The organism is Flavobacterium sp. NPDC079362, from assembly GCF_050267765.1.
Taxonomy (GTDB): Bacteria; Bacteroidota; Bacteroidia; order Flavobacteriales; family Flavobacteriaceae; genus Flavobacterium; species Flavobacterium azizsancarii.
In genome coordinates this window covers 111,071-130,881 of the sequence record NZ_JBNNFM010000013.1, presented here as the reverse complement: position 1 = coordinate 130,881, position 19,811 = coordinate 111,071, and the positions used below count along the sequence as shown (strand labels likewise).

13 protein-coding genes are annotated in these 19,811 nt (G+C 34.5%); 2 read left to right on the top strand and 11 right to left on the bottom strand.

Annotated features, from left to right (window positions below; translation table 11 throughout):
* Positions 1-145 precede the first annotated feature (145 nt).
* Both ACQKCJ_RS13325 and ACQKCJ_RS13320 read right to left on the bottom strand, forming a co-directional pair.
* The gene (locus ACQKCJ_RS13325; protein ID WP_271338543.1) at positions 146-748 is read right to left on the bottom strand and encodes an outer membrane beta-barrel protein; all 603 of its coding nucleotides are present in this window, start codon (positions 746-748) and stop codon (positions 146-148) included.
* Between the two features lie 210 nt (positions 749-958).
* Positions 959-1,546 (bottom strand): outer membrane beta-barrel protein, encoded by a 588-nt coding sequence (locus ACQKCJ_RS13320; RefSeq protein ID WP_271338542.1) that lies wholly within the window; start codon positions 1,544-1,546, stop codon positions 959-961.
* 143 nt (positions 1,547-1,689) lie between these two features.
* Between ACQKCJ_RS13320 and gldA the strand changes: the two genes are divergently transcribed.
* Complete coding sequence (gldA, locus tag ACQKCJ_RS13315) at positions 1,690-2,586, top strand: gliding motility-associated ABC transporter ATP-binding subunit GldA (RefSeq protein WP_271338541.1); 897 nt, start codon at positions 1,690-1,692, stop codon at positions 2,584-2,586.
* A 566-nt stretch (positions 2,587-3,152) separates the two neighbouring features.
* Entirely contained in the window at positions 3,153-5,276 is a 2,124-nt protein-coding gene (locus tag ACQKCJ_RS13310) for a TonB-dependent receptor domain-containing protein (RefSeq protein WP_427402157.1), read from the top strand.
* A 374-nt stretch (positions 5,277-5,650) separates the two neighbouring features.
* On the opposite strand, the gene ACQKCJ_RS13305 is transcribed toward ACQKCJ_RS13310, so the two are convergent.
* The 9 genes from ACQKCJ_RS13305 to ACQKCJ_RS13265 form a co-directional block, all read right to left on the bottom strand.
* On the bottom strand, positions 5,651-6,817 hold the full coding sequence (locus tag ACQKCJ_RS13305) for a PepSY-associated TM helix domain-containing protein (protein ID WP_271338539.1): 1,167 nt from the start codon (positions 6,815-6,817) through the stop codon (positions 5,651-5,653).
* A gap of 109 nt (positions 6,818-6,926) precedes the next feature.
* Positions 6,927-8,138, bottom strand: a complete 1,212-nt coding sequence (locus ACQKCJ_RS13300; RefSeq protein ID WP_271338538.1) for a DUF4374 domain-containing protein — start codon at positions 8,136-8,138, stop codon at positions 6,927-6,929.
* Between the two features lie 68 nt (positions 8,139-8,206).
* Positions 8,207-10,555, bottom strand: a complete 2,349-nt coding sequence (locus tag ACQKCJ_RS13295) for a TonB-dependent receptor (RefSeq protein ID WP_427402156.1) — start codon at positions 10,553-10,555, stop codon at positions 8,207-8,209.
* 287 nt (positions 10,556-10,842) lie between these two features.
* Positions 10,843-12,252 carry a pyridoxal phosphate-dependent decarboxylase family protein gene (locus ACQKCJ_RS13290; RefSeq protein WP_427402155.1) on the bottom strand — a complete coding sequence of 470 codons (1,410 nt, stop codon included), beginning with the start codon at positions 12,250-12,252 and terminating at the stop codon, positions 10,843-10,845.
* 110 nt (positions 12,253-12,362) lie between these two features.
* Positions 12,363-13,586, bottom strand: coding sequence for a dicarboxylate/amino acid:cation symporter (locus tag ACQKCJ_RS13285; RefSeq protein WP_427402154.1), 1,224 nt, complete (start codon positions 13,584-13,586; stop codon positions 12,363-12,365).
* Positions 13,587-13,768: 182 nt separating this feature from the next.
* Positions 13,769-14,422, bottom strand: a complete 654-nt coding sequence (locus ACQKCJ_RS13280) for a class I SAM-dependent methyltransferase (RefSeq protein ID WP_427402153.1) — start codon at positions 14,420-14,422, stop codon at positions 13,769-13,771.
* Between the two features lie 243 nt (positions 14,423-14,665).
* Positions 14,666-15,622, bottom strand: coding sequence for a methylenetetrahydrofolate reductase [NAD(P)H] (gene metF / locus ACQKCJ_RS13275; protein ID WP_271338533.1), 957 nt, complete (start codon positions 15,620-15,622; stop codon positions 14,666-14,668).
* Positions 15,623-15,721: 99 nt separating this feature from the next.
* On the bottom strand, positions 15,722-18,397 hold the full coding sequence (metH, locus tag ACQKCJ_RS13270; protein ID WP_271338532.1) for a methionine synthase: 2,676 nt from the start codon (positions 18,395-18,397) through the stop codon (positions 15,722-15,724).
* 470 nt (positions 18,398-18,867) lie between these two features.
* The gene (locus ACQKCJ_RS13265) at positions 18,868-19,800 is read right to left on the bottom strand and encodes a tetratricopeptide repeat protein (RefSeq protein ID WP_271338531.1); all 933 of its coding nucleotides are present in this window, start codon (positions 19,798-19,800) and stop codon (positions 18,868-18,870) included.
* Between the last annotated feature and the right edge of the window lie 11 nt (positions 19,801-19,811).

The window sequence follows — 19,811 nt, the reverse complement described above, 5'->3', positions numbered from 1 at the left end:
GGACACCCTTGCATTCAGCTAACACTTCCCACTGTAAAGGCGTGTTCGGGACTTACACCCTAGAGTTATCGCCCATGCTGGGCACACAACAAAAAAAGCATCCGCGGCGGCGGATGCTTTTTTGCAATAGAATATCTAGCTAATACTAGAAGTTTTTAGAAACTCCAATATTAACTGTTTTTCCAAAATTGAAATAGAATGTGCGAACATTAGTATCACTAGTATCAAAGCTTAATGTTTCATACCCTAAACCACCAATACTAAAGTTTAGGCCAAAACCTTTTTTCATATTAATAAAAAGAGACGGAGTTATTCCGGCATATATACCGTCTGCTTTACTAGTTGAAACAAGCGCCCCAGTATTATAACTTTTGTCTTTTTGATTCTGGAAACCAACTCCCAAATCGGCAAATACTGAAAAAGTTTCACTCAAAGGAATGGTATAACGCAAAAATGCTCCCACTTTTAAAGTATTAAATTTTGATTCTGATTCTCCTAAATTATTATTTAGTAAAGAAAGTGAAGATTTTGATGAAGACAATCCAAATTCAACACCAACTGTCCAGTTATCATGAAACTGATAACCCACTTTTGGAGAAAAACTAAATAAATTTGATTTTCTGCTCTCGACTTCCTGATCAATATTTTCAGAGGAATAACCAATATTTCCGCCCACTAAAACAGTTCCCTTTTGGGCATTTGCAAAGCTAAACATAGCCAATGCAAGAATAAGTAGCATTTTTTTCATATGTAATATGTGTTTAAATTTTACTTAAACACAACAACTAAAATACCAGTATCGAACTGCAACACATTTATTAACAATTTGTTAAAACAATCACCCTCAACGAAACAAGTCAAAAACAATGACTTAACTTCTGTATACAAAATAGTTTAAAACAAAAAAAGCATCCGCCGCGGCGGATGCTTTTTCGAAATTGAAATATATTTCTAAAACTTAGAAATTCTTTGAAATCCCTACAGAAAATGCTTTTCCGAAAGTGAAATTAAAGTTTTTAACGTTATCTCCGTTTCCGTTATTTCCGTCATAATTTAAGTTATTATAACCTAAACCTCCAATATTGAAGTTTAAACCAAATCCTTTATTAACATTGATGAAAATTGCCGGCGTAACTCCAACATAAAATCCGTCTCCTTTATTAATAGTAGAAGTATTCCCAACAGTATTCGTTATTTTTCTGTCTTGGTAACCAACTCCTAAATCAGCATAAGCAGAAAAAGTTTGATTTAAAGGCATAGAATAACGTAAAAAACCACCTAATGAGAAATTATTTACTTTGTTCTCCGTATTACCAAATTCTCTTTTTGTAGTTCCAACACCTGCCTCGATACCTGCAGTCCAGTTTTGGTGAAATTGGTATCCTACTTTAGGAGCAAAACCAAAAGAATTCGCTTTAGTTTCAGAACCTGAATTTGATACATTTTGAGAATTGTACTCAATACTTCCCATTACTAAAATAGACCCTTTTTGAGCATTTGCAAAGCTTACCATAGCCAATGCAAGAACGACTAACATTTTTTTCATTGTGATATTTATTAATTTTAATAGTCCTTTAACAATAAAGATGCCACTGTTTACTGAGAATTCAATTTTAAATTCAATTCTTTGAAAGACAAAATTTAGTAATCAAAACTATTTCTGTTTACTTTTGTAGCAAATAAAAAGTCATGTCGATAGAAGTAAACAACATATCAAAAAGTTACGGAACTCAGAAAGCACTAAATTCGATTTCGTTCTCGATTCAAAAAGGCGAAATTGTTGGATTTCTTGGTCCAAACGGAGCAGGAAAATCTACCCTGATGAAAATTTTGACTACGTATTTACTTGCAGATGGCGGCTCGGCCCTTGTAAATGGTCATGATGTCATGACGGATACCAAGGCGGTTCAACGTTCTATTGGCTATTTACCGGAACATAATCCGTTGTATCTTGATTTGTATGTTCGTGAGTATTTGGCTTTTAATGCCGATGTTTATAAGGTTCCTAAATTAAGAATCGAAGAAGTTATTGAACTGACAGGACTGTCAGCCGAAAGTCATAAAAAAATAGGGCAATTGTCTAAAGGATATCGCCAGCGTGTGGGACTTGCCAATGCTTTATTGCATAATCCTGATGTTTTGATCCTGGATGAGCCAACTACTGGGCTCGACCCGAATCAGTTAATGGAAATTCGAAATGTAATTAAAAACGTGGGAAAAGATAAAACGGTTTTTTTATCTACTCATATTATGCAGGAAGTCGAAGCGATTTGCGATCGTGTCATTATTATTGACAAAGGACAAATTGTTGCCGATAAAAAACTGGATCATTTGGTATCTGAAAACAAAGAACAAGTAATCGAAGTAGAATTTGATTATCAGATCGAAGAACAACTGTTAGCAAGGCTGGAAAACATTACTTCATACAAAAATATCCACGATATGACTTGGGAATTGACATTTGTTGCCGAAAAAGATATGCGTCCTGCAATTTTTGACTTTGCAAATGCAAATGGCTTAAAAACATTACAACTCAATCAGAAAAATAAAAATCTGGAAGCTGTTTTTAGAGAAATTACTAAGTAAGTTTTCAGTTTACGGTCTCAGTTTACGGTCTCAGTTTACGGTCTCAGTTTACGGTCTCAGTTTACGGTCTCAGTTTACGGTCTCAGTTTACATCAAAAGCCAATTCTTTTTATTTAAAAGAATTGGCTTTTTGTGTTAAATATTGTTTAGTATCCCTCCTTTTCCTTAAAACCTCAGCACCTTATTTTCTTAGGGTTTTCGCCCCAATTACACTGTTTGTCTACAATTTATTCTTTTTTCGCCATATCACGAATCCTTAATTATCAACTATTTAGGTTTTTCGTTGTAAATTTTAACTATATTTATTTAGACTTAATATAAATAGTGTTATATTTGAAAACTGAAACTTCAAAAATACCACTCTAATGTTCTCTATACTCAGCCTTATCAAAATCAAATTTCATAAGCTATTTAAAGGCCTGGCACATGTTCGAAAAATATTTTCTGATAAACTGGAACAAATTGTTTTAAAGTAGAGATTCTATTTAAAACCTTGACGATTGTATTGATTCTTTTCTATTTAAAATCACATTAAAACCCTTACTCCAAAAACAAATCCACATATCATGAAGAATTTTATAACATCTCTTATGCTTGCCTTTTCGGTCTACGGTTACTCGCAGACAGAAAAAGAAACTGATAGTATTGTCGAAACTTCGATTAATGCATTAGACGAGATTGTAATTACAAAAAAGAAAGTTTTATATACTCAAAAATCAGATCGATTGGTTTTTAATGTAGAAAATAGCATTGTGTCTGAAGGCGGAACAGCATTAGATGTTTTATCCCGTGCTCCGGGCATTGTAGTCTCTCAGGATGGCGAATTATCGATTCGCGGACAACAAGGTGTTGGCGTAATGATCAACGGCAAATTGACGCAGCTTTCGCAAAAGGAACTTGCTAATTATTTAAAATCAACAACCTCATCAAACATCAAACAAATCGAGGTAATTACGAATCCGTCTTCTAAATATGATGCAACGGGAAAAGCCGGAATTATCAATATTATTTTAAAGAAACCAAATGCGGGCGGGCTTAAAGGAACTGTTTTTACCAATTACGGAAGAGGCAGAAAAAACAGAACCAACTCCGGTGCCAACTTAAGCTACAATAAAGATAAATTTGGCGTTTACGGAAACTACAGCTATACTTTTAGGGGTGAAGAAGAACGCAAAGAATTCAACCAGAATCAATATACTGATGCAACCCGTCAAACGCTTTTGACAAATAATCATCAAACTTCAACTACGGATGAGCCACTGACTTCTAACAATTTTAAAATAGGAACTACTTATGAAGTTTTTGCTAAAACCAATTTAGAATTTTATGTTGATGCAAAATTGGGACGCTATCAAAATATTGCCAATGGTAGAAATACTTTAATAAATGCTATGGATCAGGTACAATTTGATGCCGCGACTTATAATGACAGCAAAGAGAAATGGAATGATTATACATATGCTTTTTCCGGAGTTCATAAATTTAATACCGAGGGAAAAAATATGTCTTTTGATTTTGAATATGAAACTTCAAAATTCAGATCGAATCAGTTTCAGAGTGCAAAGAATATAGATCCTCTAAGCACAAATAATATTAATGACAGGAGAGGTTTTATTCCGTCTCAATTAAAAGTTTTTACAGGAAAAGTTGATTTTACAAATCCGCTTAACGAAAAACAATCTGTTGAATGGGGTTTTAAAGCCAGCGTAAAGAACAATGACAATCCATCTGTTTACGAATACAATGACAACAACCAATGGATTGTTGACCTTAATTCGACCAATCATTTTGAATATAAGGAACAAATTTATGCGGCTTATGCCAATTATAAATACCAAATGGAAAAGTTCAATATTCAGGCTGGTTTACGTTCTGAATATACTGCGATAAATATTTTACAAAAAACGCTGAATGAAGAACATAAGGACGATTATCTAAAATGGTTTCCGAGTGTTTCTATGAAGTATGAATTGAGCAGCAATCATTCGATGCATGCTTCCTACAGCAAAAGAATCAACAGACCAAGCCAGTTCGATCTGAACCCGTTTCGTTTTTATGATGATTCGTTTAACTACTCTCAGGGAAATCCAAATTTAGTTCCTGAGATCACACATTCGGCAGAAATTGGCTATGCCTGGAAAAGTGCCTTTATGGCGTCGTTGTATTTCAGCAAGACCAAAGATATATTTACTGAGGTCTATGTCTATAATCCGGATAACAATACTACGGTAACTTCTCAAATAAATGTTGACAAATCGTATAATTACGGAGTTAACATCACCAATACTGCCGAAATTTATAAATGGTGGTCTGTAAATACACTTTTCAATATTTTCGAAAATAAATTTATGGGCAATGTGGTTAATACAGACAAAATTGAACCAATTGTTACTTTGAATCTTAGCGTGCAAAACTCCTTTACAATCACAGAAAGCTGGAAAGCCGAAGCAAACGCGCAGTACCAATCAAAATCAAATCTTGGTATTTATCAAAGAGATCCATTTTTTGATTTCAGTATCGGGATCTCAAAACAAGTACTAGCTAAAAAAGGCAACATCAAACTTAATATTACTGACATTTTTAACACTAATAATTTCCATATCAATTCGGTTATTGCACAAACAAGCATCGATAAAAGATATGATCTTGATAATCGTATTGCAACAATAGCCTTTACTTATAGAATCTAATATTTTGAATCTTTAGTTTCCCCTTGTTTTTGTTTTTTTTTTGATGGAATAGAGCCTGTTGTAGTTAGCAGGCTCTTTCTGTTTTAATAAATTTAACCCATGTTAGTGAACATGGGCCGCGGATGACACGGATTTAAATGGGTTTACACTGTTTTTATGTTATTGGTTTATACACAATATTGTCAGACTGAGCGAAGTCGAAGTCCCGCAAAGTGATGCAGCATGTGGGACTTCGCTGAGTCTGACAATCATATTAGTTTTGAATTGATACTTTCCCCTTTACTTTTTAAACCCAAAAAAGTCTTTTGAAGAAGATTACTTCTCACAAAAGACTTTTAAACTAACTAACAATAACAAGTAAAATAGATCCCAAATTAAACTCTGGGTTTCTGCTTTTTCTTTCTGCCCCACCAGATATAAAAACCCGTAATAGGCAAACTGGCACAAATTAAACTAGCCGCAAAATAAATAATCTTTGTTGGCCATCCTCCTATCGCACCAATATGTAGGCTGTAATTAGAACGCATTAACCAATTTGAGAAACGTTCATCTCCAATATATTTATGAGACTTTGGGAGTAGCTCGAGTGTTTTAGCATCAAAGTATAAATCTCTCCAAACGCCTTTATTCATATCTGTACAGGCATAAATATCTTCTTGAGGATCATCCGGAAAATGAATGATTACGGCTTCCTTATTCTCTGTAGCAATTTCTGTTCGAACTTTTTTCCATATAAAATCAGCAGCAGCCAATTTATCTAATTGTTGCCGGGATAAAGTATCTTTTTTAACGGCAATGACTTGCTCCTTTTTCTCTTTTTCGTCTGCCCAGCCACCACTGATCCAGTACGTGCTTTCTCTTAGCCAATGAAAACTCATCAACATTCCTGTAAAAGCAATAAGCATTGCTAAGATCAGCGTATAAAATCCCATAACATTATGCAAATCATAGTTCAGACGTTTGAACTTCGCATCCCATTTTATTTTAAAACTAGTATTTCTGGTGGTTTTGTTCCACTTTTTAGGAAACCAAAGTATCAAGCCGCTTATCAATAAAAAGAAGAAAATAAAAGTTGCCCAGGCTGTAATTTGTGATCCTATATTGCGCTCCAGCCAAAGATTGCGATGCCCTTCATCCATAATATGAAAGAAATCTTCATGATCCACCATTCCGGTAATTTTGCCGTTATACGGATTTACATAAATCAACGAATCCGATTCTATATCGACCTTAATTGATTTATCTAAACCATTATACCAAACTCCATGAATTTCTTTATTGGGTAATGCTTTATGAACAGCTGCATAGATTTTTGAAGGTGGCAATAATTTATCCGGACTTTGGGCTTCGACACTTAAATACGGCGATGTCAATTCTTTGATCTCGTGTTCGAAAACCAAGACACAACCGGTAATTCCCATAATGACCACGATTATTCCTGACGCTAATCCTAGCCACAAATGCAGCCAGGCATTAATTTTACTAAAACGGGATTTTCCTTTATTAGGTGGTTTACTGGTACGACTTTTAAAAATATTCATTGTAATTGTAATTTTGGAAAGTAATGCTTTTTAGACAGGCAACAAAAATTAAAAAAAATGGCTTGGGCATTAATTAAATAATACCTCAAGCCATAAAAAATATAGTTACTTAGAAAGTAAGTTTAGCAATTGCAGGCAAGTAAAGACCTTCTTTGATAAGTGCTCCGGCTTTTGCTGTACCAGTTGCAATATCTATTTGATAAACACGAGCTTCTTTACCTGTTACAAAACTTTTGTATGCTTTTCCGTTTTCTACATACATACTTCCTAACCCAAAAAATTCATCTCCACCGTGATCAGGTAAATCTGTAACTGGTATGATTGTTTTTGCTGCCAGATCAAGAATTGCAGATTTAAAGATTGTTTGTGTACTTAAGAAACTGTAATAAGTATCTTTAGTATCAACAGAATTAGGAATATAAGAAATAAAAACTTTTTCTCCTCCTAATGGGTATGCAGCAAGAACTTTTCCTTTTAGAGTACTTGATTCAATATCAAAAAAGTAACCCGGATCAAACTTAGCATCTCCTTTTTTGATACGTAAAACTCCAGAAGAAACAGCTGTTGGCGGATAACCACCTGCGTTCGCATTAGAAGAAAAAGTATAGATGTCTCCTGACTCTGTCTGAACAATTCCTGTATTGGTATAATAAAGCCCAATTGCATTTGTTCTGGCGTCTTTTATTGTAGTTACATATTCTAAAGAAGGATATTTGTAAACTCGTACTGTAGCGTCAGATGATAAAATTTTATTTGTCCCGTCCGTAACATCCTTGATATATACCGGAACAAAAAGCTTATCTCCTGAAACCGCAGCTCCTGTTGGCCAGTATAACACTTTTTTATTTTCAGGAGATACTACAAAATCATTAAACTTACGAGCATCTATAGAAATTGTATTTGGATTGTAAATCATCAATTCATAATCAGATGAACTACCATCCCAGGTTGCTCCAATATTGATCATTTTTTTGTCATCAGTATACCCAACAGCATATGAGGATTCGAAAGCAAGTTTACCGCCCTGCACCAATTTTCCTGCGCTATTAAGATGAAATGAAACTGATCCTTCATCTTCTGTACTTAAGGCAAAAAAAGTATTATTTGCAGGAAAACAACTTCCTCCTTGCTCAATTCCCACACCTTTTGCACTGATTTCTCCGGTCATTAACTTATCTATAGAATTAAAATCTAAGATGTACTGAGTGTAATCGTCTAGCCAATATGAAGCAATATATTTAGAATTAGTTGTAGTTGGTTCTTCTTTTGTTGCATTATCATCACTGCTACAAGAAAAAGTAGTTAATGCTAATATTGCCAACGCAAAGCATTTTTGAAATTTGTTTGTAAACATCATTATATGTATTAAGGGTTATTATTAAAATTTAATTACTGAAGAAAGTATCTGAACTTAACAGAGAAAGCACGTCCTGGTTTTTGAACTTTAAAATAGTCGTACACTTTTACGTCTGTAATATTTCTGCACTCAAAAGCCAGATTGTATTTCCCATTTAAAAAAGAATAAGACACCATCGCGTTTTCTGTAAATTGTTCAGGAATTGCTCTTTTAGTTTCCAATGAACCTAATACCGGCCAGGTCAGGTAAAATGCATCTATATAATTGGCACTCACATTAAGAGAAAGCCTATCGTCTTTGTACTTGATATTTTTAAAATTAAAAGTCAAATCTGCATTTCCGTAGAAGATTGGAACGTTTGGTAACTGCGCGTCATAAAGAGCATCAGGACTATTTGTTCCTGTTTTGTACTTGTTTTTGTTCAGACTTTTTTGGTAGGTACCATTTACTTCAAAAGTCACTAAATCTTTATATCCATATCTTAAAACTCCATCAATACCTGTAATTTGTACATTTTGAAGATTTTCATAAACCGTTCTGTCTCCGTCTTGTTTTTCTCTGATAAAATCTTTTGCTTCTCTATAGATTAAACTCGTTTCTGCACTAAACTGATTCTTGTTTTTCTGAGTCAAAAATGCCAAACCTAAATTAGCATTATCACTACTTTCAGGTTTTAATCCTATATTACTGTTTACGGTCAACCCATCTCCCAACATCTCTACAGCCGACGGCAAACGATAAGCATGTTCATAAGATCCTTTTATCTGAAATTTGTCTGATAAACGATAAGCTGCTGTAGATCCGTAACCATAATTTGTCGATGAAGTAGATTGAGTTACATTATTAGCAATCATTTCAGTAGTTAAACCAAACATTTTTCCAAAAGCCGTAATCGCTAATCGATTGTCTAAACCACTAAAATTGTAGCCTAATCCTAAAATGTTTTTATTAATTGTTGGCTCGCCAAGATCAACTATTGTTAAATACTCATTCGTTGCTTTACGCTTATATCCCAAATAGGAATAATTTATTGCCAGAGAATGCTGGTCATTTAATTGGTATTTCAGGTTTGTATTTACTTGTGCATTTTCTTCATCGTAGACGTACATTGTTTTATTTCCTAATTCTCCTTTATCATTTGTTCCTGCAAATTGTCTGTAGACATAATTTCCTGTCCAGTCATAAACCCGGGAAGAAGTATCTATAGAACGACTGTTTACTAAAGCGTAAGTCGAATTAATATTTACCGATAATCCTTTTGCAAAAAGGTTGTCTTTTTTATATTTTAAAGAGGTAATAAAACTGTTACTATCTGTAAAGGCTTGTCCAACGACTTTTTGCATGGTTCTTCCTTGCTGAATTTCTTTTTTGTTACCCGCCATAGCAAAACCAACAAGCAAATAATCTGCAAAACTTCTGTTCTTGAATCCTGCTTCTGCCATTATAGTTCCCGACTTATAAGCATCGTGAAAGTGTTTGTATTTTTGTTCCGGTAAAAACTTCGATGTGTTTTTATCTACAATACTCACATCTACTTTATAATCATTGTCTGAGTAATTAGCGAAAGCATTAATGTTGGCAATAAATCCGTCGCGACCAGAAAACCTCGTATTAATTGCAGCTCTGTGCGTATTAAATGAACCATAACTATATGATGCGTCGATATAACGATTCACATTTTTGTTGGTTACAATATTAACTGCACCACCAAGAGCATCTGCACCTAACTCAATAGGAACGACCCCTTTGTAAACATCGATTCTTTCAGCCATATTTACCGGAATATTATTCAGTGTAAGAGCTGAGCCATAACTATCCATTGGCACTCCATCCAGAAAAAATTTAACCTGATTTCCTGAAAATCCATTTAATGAAAAATTAAAGGCAGATCCCAATCCTCCGTATTCACGAATACGAACTCCTGTTGTTTTATTCAAAACCTGATTTAAATCGGCTGAGGTATTGTAGATTTTTTTCAGATCTACCGAAGTAATATTATAAGCCTGTTCGCGGGCTCTCTGAACTTTAGATTTTCCTGTTACAGCAACTTCACTTAAAGCGGCCATATCCTCTTCCATTGTAATATTCTGAGTAGGTTTTCCACCTTGTTTCAAAGAAACTGCTGCTGCTGTTGTTTTAAAACCAACATTGGTAATTAATAAAATGTAATCACCTGTTTCTGCACTAATCCTATATTCCCCTTTACTATTTGTTAGCGTAGCATAAGTTGTTCCTTTAAACGATACTGAAACACCTTCAGCAGGTTTGCCAAGATTTGTTAAAACAACTCCGGTTAGGTTTACTTTATTTTTTTGTGAATATCCTTGAAGCGAAGTAAAGACAATCGTGATCAAGAGTAATAATCTGCTTATTTGCATCATTTAAATTTTTGATTTGAAAATTAAATTTGCAACAAAATTAGCTACTCAGAATAGTTTTTCCTAACTATTTTTAATTATTCTAAATAAGAATAGTAATTAACTTTAAAAGAGAGATATTTGTAAAAAAAATTGACAATCTTAATAAATAATTAAATTAAACTTAACATTTGCTTAATTTTTATTATTAATGAAGTTAAATCTCAATGCATCACTAAATGCAAAAAGATAAAAAAACATAAAAAAAGCCCGCTTACAGTATAAGCGGGCTTCAAAAAATTTGGTCTATTTTATATGTCTAAATCTAAAATAGTCTCTTTGAGTTCTTCTATTATAATTTTTATGTCATTTTCTGTCGTACGCCAGTTTACAAAAGAAGCCCTGATACCTTTACGATTTTGATATACAGTTGGGGTCATAAAAACTTTTCCCTTATCATTTAAACTGGTCAAAAACTGACTTACATTTTGCTGATTATGATCTCCTTTCAAAGTAAAACAAACATTATTCAGCCGAATTGGAGCCAGAAGTTCAAAATTATCCTCTTCAATAAGTTCATTTGCAAAATGTAATGCCAATGCTGCACTATCCTCGACAATATCCTGAAACCCTTCTTTTCCGTAGGCTAATAACGAAAACCAAACAGGCAAAGCTCGTAAACGACGAGAATTTTCAGGCAGTACATTTAAGTAATTAAAATTCTCTAACGGATTTCCTAAATAAGGCGCATTTGAATTTTGGAAAGTTTCTATTTGAAGATTCATATGTTTTTCCTTAATCAGATAAAAAGCACTTTCATAAGGTACATTGAGCCATTTATGACAATCGATAGTGATGCTATCTGCACCTTCCCAGCCTTCGACAAGATGTTTGAATTTGTTTGAAACAGCAGCAAATCCACCAAAAGCAGCATCAATATGCCACCAAAAAGTATATTTCTCCTTTAGTTTTGCAATGGCTTCAAAATCATCAAAATCTGCAGTATTAACCGTTCCGGCACTTGAAATCAGAATAAAAGGTTTTCCGTTTAAATTTTGAATATTATGTTCTAAATCAGCTATATCAATTGCTTCACGATTGCCTTCAATAGTTTTAATTGTTGTATAATTATTACTTCCAATACCTAACATCGACAATGTTTTTATAGAAGAAGAATGTGGTGTAGCAGTCAGGATATTTATGGTTTCAGTTATTCCGTTTTTTGCAAAATCTTTTCCTAATTGTGCTCCAAACCATTGTCTTGCTGTTCCTAAACAAGTAAAATTTGACATTGTTGCCCCTGTTACAAAACCACCTGAAAATGTTTTTGGCAAGTCTAACAATTGTAATAATAAATTTATAGTTTCAAATTCTATCAAGGCCGAAACTCCTCCCTGAGCATGTACAGCCTGCGTATTTTGATCATATACTGTTGCCAGCCAATCGCCCACAATCGACGCTGGTGTTGAACCTCCAGTTACAAATCCTAAATATCTAGGCCCAGGAGAAGCAACTATCAAAGGCAATAATCTTTCTTTAAATTCTTCTAGAGCAGCCAAAGATCCTAAACCTAATTCGCTTAAATTTCGAGTAGGGTCAATTCTATTTTTACTTGAAGTAGGAATATTTTCAAGATTATTAAGGAAATCTAATCCTTGTTGTTTGGCCTGATTAAGTATGTTTTCAAGATCATTTAGATCATGTTGAAGTATTGAATTCATTTTAAATAAATTATATATGCTTACTTCAAACCACCTGTAGAAATTGCCCACAGATGATACAGATTAAGCGGATTAATACTGATTTTTATTGTTGAGGTATAATTAGTTTTTTACCACTTCGTTTTTTCCGAGAACCGAGAGACCATCATAGAAGAAATCACATCGCCATTAGCATTTAATAAAGTAGCAATTGGGTCAACGAGAGTTCCAAGGATCATAGCTACAGGCAAAGCTTGTTCCATTGGTAATCCGTAAACGGTAATGGCTAAAACTTCTCCAATATATCCGCCATTTGGGATTCCACCTTCGACAATCGAAACAATTATCGTAATTCCTAATGCTAAAAGTATAGTTGAAGGTTCTGTAAAATCTTTGCCAAACATGGCAAAAAGAAACGTAATTTTTAAGATAGAAGACATGCTTGAACCGTCTTTATGCAAAGGCGCCCCTAGTGGAATAACCAAATTGCGGACATGTTTTGGGATACCCATTTTTTCAGCTGCATCGAGGTTCGCCGGAATTGTAGCAATGCTGCTGCAAGTACCTATTGCGGTTAATGAAGGCGTAATGTTATTGCTCCAGAAAACGACAAAAGCTTTTTTACCTCCTGCTAATAAAGCATACAAACTAAAAAACACAAAGAAGTAAAAAATACAAGCAACATAATAAACACCTAACGGCTTGGCGTAAACTCCAAATAATTGTGGTCCGTAATAACTAACCTGATAAGCAAAATAAGCTCCAAGGCCAATTGGTGCTAATTTCATAATCATGTTCAAAAGCTGTTTCATGATCTCATTTCCTGAATCCAGAAAACTTTTGAAAGTATTGCCTTTTTCTCCAGATTGCAAAGTTGCAAATCCAATCAAAAATGAAAAGATAATAAGTGCCAACATACTTTTTCGCGATAACAATTCATAGAAATCATTGGTCGTAAGCAATTGGGCAATTTGATCACCAACACTTCCGGATTGGATATTCTCCAACGGGATTTTAGTAATTATAATATTTTCATGAATAGGAAATAGGGAAACAGCTATAATCATTACGATTGCTGAAATAAGAAGTGTACCTAAAAAAACGGCAATCATTACAACAAACAATCTTCCTAGTTTTTCTGTTTTCTCCAAATTAGCAATTGAAGAAGTTATAGTAAAAAAGACAAGCGGAATAATTGCTGTAAAAAGTAAGTTCAGAAATATATCTCCAACAGGCTTTATAACAGCAACTTTTTCTTTAAAAACTAATCCGAAAATGCTTCCTATTATGATACCGCCTAAAAGCAATAATACACTACTATAACTTTTTAGAAAATTGATTTTTTTAACCTCCATAATTTAATCGTATTATAATTTGGAATAAAGAAACGCAAAATAAAAATCAATTAAATTACTAAAAAAAAAGAGTACTATTTTTTTTTTGCCACAGATTAAAAGGATTTCAATTCATGATTTCTACCAACATTTAGTGCCTAACTGCACAAAGAAAAGGCTTTGATCCTTGATTCGTATGATCACTACTTTTCTAAAACAAAAGTTGTAAAAGCCCTATCGACCAATTCGCCGGTTTTGCTTTTTACTTTCTCTGTGAGCGTTTCTTTGTTGATGATTTTGAAAGATGTTTTCTCAATTAAAATTTCAGCTTTTTCTGTGCTGTAAAGTTCAAATTCAAATTGAGTAAAAGGAAGTTGTTTCATAAAACTTTCTTCGGCAAAAGTGATACACAAGATTCCTTTTGGCTGTAAAACCCTGTAGATTTCCGAAAGCAATTTTTCAGGTTCCTGCCAGAAATAAATGGTGTTTACTGTAAATACTTTATTGAATAAATTTTCTTCAAACGGAATTAGATTTCCGTCATAAATCGAAAAGAAAGCTTGTTTTTGAGAAACATAATTTCTGTTGATCTGGCGTGCTTCCTGAAACATTAATTCAGACATTTCAAGTCCGTAATATTTAATGTTTTCAGCCTGTTCGAAAATGAATTCTACGTGTCCAGCGTTACCGTGACCTAATTCCAGAATTGTATTTGCTTCTTCTATATGTAGATTCTGAATCGAATGATGCGTCATGTTGATGTTGGTTTCATTCATCATGTTTGCCATTTCGATTCCCTTTTCTCCCGTTGGATGCTTGAATTGAGAAGCTATTGCTTGTAATTCTTCTTGTTTCATAAAATTTTAAATTCCAATTAATCCCGATAGCTATCGGGACCAAATTCCAAACTGTATGTCATTGCGAGGAACGAAGCAACCGCATTGATAATAAATCCCGTTATTCTCAAAGTTTTGTCATTTCGACGAAGGAGAAATCACACACGAAACTCCGTACCTAGAATCACCAATCTTTGTCGATCTTCTAGTGTGATTTCTCCTTCGTCGAAATGACAATATTGTGGAAATATCACACAAAAACTCTTAAAAAAGATGGCTCGCAATCTGACGAATATTCTCTGATTTCCCCATTGAATAATAGTGCAAAACAGGAACTCCGGCAGCTTTTAATTCTAATGATTGTTGGATTGCCCATTCGATTCCTACTTGTCTGATTTCTGCATTATTCTTGCATGAATCAACAGCATGAATTAAATCTTCTGGTAAATCAATACGGAAAATTTGAGGTAAAACCTGTAAATGCCTTTGAACCGCAATTGGCTTGATTCCTGGAATAATAGGAATTGTGATTCCCATTTCTCTGGCTTTTTCTACAAACTTGAAATATTTTGAGTTGTCGAAAAACATTTGTGTTACCACATAATCAGCTCCGGCATCTACTTTCTCTTTAAGTCTTTTTAAATCTGATTGTAATGATGGAGATTCTAAATGTTTCTCAGGATAACCTGCAACCCCAATGCAAAAATCAGCTTTGTTATCAGCATCCATGACTTCGTGAAGGTATTTTCCCTGATTCAATAAACTGATTTGTTTTACCAAATCAATCGCATAGTCATTTCCTCCAGCTTTTGGAATAAAATATTGTTCGTCTTTCATAGCGTCACCACGCAAAGCCATAATATTGTCGATTCCTAAGTAGTTACAATCTACCAAAAGATATTCAGTTTCTTCTTTGGTAAAACCTCCGCAAAGTACGTGAGGAACGGTATCTACGTTATATTTATGTTTTATAGAAGCGCAAATTCCAAGCGTTCCAGGACGCATACGAGTTAGCTTTTTGTCCAAAAGTCCGTTGCCTTTATCTATATAAATATACTCCTCGCGAGAAGTCGTTACATCAATAAACGGTGGTTTAAACTCCATCAACGGATCTATATTATCGTATAATTCCTGAATGCTTTTCCCCTTTTGAGGCGGAATAATTTCAAATGAGAATAATGTATTTCCTTTGGCGTTTTCTATATGTTGTGTTACTTTCATAGTCAGCCCCCTAACCCCCGAAGGGGGAATTCCTGAAAGGGGTCATCAGGTTTGTGTTATTTTATTCTGCCTTTCTCTTCCCCCTTCGGGGTTAGGGGGCTAATCTGCTATATTAGGGTTTAGCCATTTCATGGCTTTATCTGTTGAAATGCTTCTGCGTTTGGCGTAATCTACTACTTGATCTTCTTTTATTTTCCCAAGTCCGAAGTATTTACTTTTTGGATTCCCGAAATAATATCCTGAAACTGAAGATGCCGGCCACATTGCCATACTTTCTGTTAAGGTTACTCCAATTTCCTTGTCTACATCTAAGAGTTTCCAGATTGTTGGTTTCTCTAAGTGATCCGGACATGCGGGATAACCTGGCGCAGGACGAATTCCTTTGTAATTTTCTTCGATCAAATCTTCTGTCGAAAGTGATTCTTGAGGATCATAACCCCAGAAATCCTGACGTACTTTTTCGTGCAGATATTCCGCGAAAGCCTCAGCAAAACGATCCGCTAATGCTTTTACCATAATCGAATTGTAATCATCCAGATCTTTTTCGAATTCGGCTGCCCATTCGTCAACACCAAAACCGGTTGTAACACAAAATGCTCCTATATAATCTGTAATTCCTGAATCTTTTGGTAAGATAAAATCAGACAAAGCGATATTTGGTGCTCCTTTTGTTTTTTGTGATTGCTGACGAAGCGTTAAGAATTTCTCCAACACTTTTCCGTTTTCATCACGCAATTCGATATCGTCATCATCGATTTGATTCGCAGGGAAAATTCCGTAGATACCTTTTGCAGTTAGTTTTTTCTCTGCTAAAATCACTTTCAACATTTCCTGTGCATCTGCAAAAACCGAAGTTGCTTCTTCACCCACAACCTCATCCGTTAAGATTGCCGGATATTTCCCAAACAATTCCCATGTTCTAAAAAAGGGTGTCCAGTCGATATACGGAACCAAAACATCTAACTCTACTTCAACAATTTGTTTACCAATAAATTTTGGTTTTGTTGGCGTGTATTCAGCCCAATCCAATTGTAATTTGTTTTTACGTGCTTGTTCGATCGTCAGGAAGTTTTTATCTCTCGAACGATTCAAAAACGTTTCTCTAAACGCATCATAGTCAGCACGAATATCACTTGCATATATTTTTCGGTTATGATCTAATAGATTTCCTGCAACCGTAACGGCACGCGAAGCATCGTTTACGTGAATTACAGTTTCTCTATATTGAGGCGCAATTTTCACGGCAGTATGCGCACGCGAAGTGGTTGCTCCACCAATCATAATCGGAATTTTAATTCCTTGTTTGTCTAATTCTTTGGCCAGATACACCATTTCGTCAAGCGAAGGCGTAATTAGTCCGCTTAAACCAATAATGTCAACATTATGTTCAATAGCTGCCGCAATAATTTTTTCCGGAGGCACCATAACACCAAGATCTACAATCTCATAATTGTTACAGGCCAAAACTACCGAAACAATGTTTTTACCAATATCGTGAACGTCACCTTTTACGGTTGCCATCAATATTTTTCCATTTCCAGATTTGTCACCGGCTTGTTTGCTTGCTTCAATGTAAGGTAACAAATACGCCACGGCTTTTTTCATTACACGTGCCGATTTTACTACCTGAGGCAAGAACATTTTCCCGCTTCCGAATAAATCTCCAACGACATTCATTCCTGTCATCAAATTGATTTCGATAACTTCAATAGGTTTTACGGCAGCCAAACGCGCTTCTTCAACATCTTCTTCAATAAAAGCATCAACTCCTTTTACCAATGAATGTGTTATACGTTCCTGAACCGTTCCTAAACGCCATTCCTGAATCGCTTTTTCATCTGATTTTACTTCGCCTTTTACGTTTTCAGCAAAGTCTAATAAACGTTCTGTCGCATCATCACGTCTGTTTAAGATTACATCTTCAACGTGTTCTAATAAATCTTTTGGGATATCATCGTAAATCGAAAGCATTTCCGGATTCACGATTCCCATTGTCATTCCGTTCTGAATTGCATGGTATAAAAACACGGAGTGCATCGCTTCACGAACGTGATCGTTTCCTCTAAAAGAGAACGAAACGTTACTTACTCCACCGCTAATATGTGCATGTGGCAAGTTATCACGAACCCATTTTGTACCTCTAAAAAAATCAATCGCATTCAAACGATGTTCATCCATTCCGGTCGCAACTGGAAAAATGTTCAAATCGAAAATAATATCCTGAGGTGGAAATCCAACTTTATCGACTAATATATCATACGACCGCTGACAGATTTCAACTCTACGCTCAAAATTATCGGCCTGACCTACTTCATCAAAAGCCATGATAATAGCCGCAGCTCCGTAGCGCTTGATTAATTTTGCGTGATGAATAAAGGCTTCTTCTCCTTCTTTCAAAGAGATCGAGTTTACAACGCTTTTTCCTTGTACTACTTTTAGACCTGCTTCAATGATTTCCCATTTCGAGCTATCGATCATAATCGGCACTCTCGAAATATCCGGTTCTGATGCTATTAAATTCAGGAATTTTGTCATTGCCTGAACACCATCAAGCATTCCCTCATCCATATTAATATCGATGATTTGTGCTCCACCTTCTACTTGTTGTCTTGCAATATCAAGTGCCTCGTCATACTTCTCTTCCTTGATTAAGCGAAGGAATTTTCTTGAACCCGTAACATTCGTACGTTCTCCAATGTTTACAAAAACACTAGTTGGCGTAATAATCAACGGTTCTAATCCTGCTAATACAAGGTCTCTTCTTTTTTCTGCCATTTCTTTTTAAGTTACTGAGTTCCTAAGTTGCTTAGGTTCTGAGTTTTTCAATTCTATTTTTATAAGGTTTTAAGGCCTTTTATCTTCATTATATCTTTTTGGGCGTGTTTCGCCGCGGCGAACCGGGCTATCCGTTACAAGTCCTCGACCAATTTCGTTATCACTACATTGATCTTTGGGCTTTTCACTTCTATCCCTCACGCAATCTCGGTTTCATAAAAAAATTATGATTCTCCGAGATTTTAATTGTCTTTTTTCTTTTGCTAGCGCGAGCGTCACGCTCGTGCACATTTCAATTGTAAATTTTAAAATCTTATAATAATATCTTTCTTTGCGTGCACGAGCTAGAAGCTCGCGCTAGCAGAAGTTTTTTGGTTTCAATATATATTTCTCAAAATTCTTGGAGAAAATAAATATTGAACAAACAGTAATTAATTATATTACATTCACCTATTGGTTTAGTAATTTATTCAATTACAAATTGCTTTTACTGCTTCACTTGAAGATTTTCCTCCTAATTTTTTTCCTTTTTGAAAATCAGAACAAGCTTCCTCTTTTTTATTTAATTTTAATTTACTCAACCCTCTATTATGATAAAACTCTGCACGATCCGGACTTTGTTTAATCGCTATATCATAATAAACAATTGCATCATCGTATTTTTCTAATTTAGAAAGTGCATCTCCTTTAGCAGAATAAGGTCTTGAAAAGTCAGGTCTTAATTCACTCGCTTTACTAAAATCACTAATAGCTCCTTTATAATCTAAATTATTATATTTAATCAGCCCTCTATTATAATATGCATTGGTAAAATCTGGATTAAGTTCAATTGCTTTATCATAATCTGCTATTGATCCTGTAGCATCACTGGCATTATACTTTACAATTGCTCTGCTATAATATAAATCAGCGTCTTTATTACTAAACCCAATTGCTTTATTATAATCAGTTATCGCCCCACCGTAATCATTAAACTCAGCTTTGGCTGAAGCTCTTTCAGAATAATACATATCAGGAAAATTGGTTAAATCATCATTATTTAATTGTATAGCTTTATTTAAATCATTTATTGCTTCTTTATAATTCTTTAGAAATTTATTTGCTATTCCTCTATTAAAATATGCATTTATATATTTGGAATTAAGTTCAATTGCCTTATTATAATCAACAATAGCTTCTTTATATTGCTCTTTTTTCGCTTTTATAATACCAATCCCACAATATGCTCTTGAATAATTCGGATTAATTTCTATTGCTTTATTATATTCAATAAGAGCATTTACATAGTCCTCTCTTTCGTAGCTTTCCTTTCCTTTTTCAAAATGTATCTCTGCAGTTTGCGCATAAAATTTCTCAGTTGCAGCAAAAGAAAAGAAGACTAATAGAAATAGAAATACTCTCATAGTTATAATTA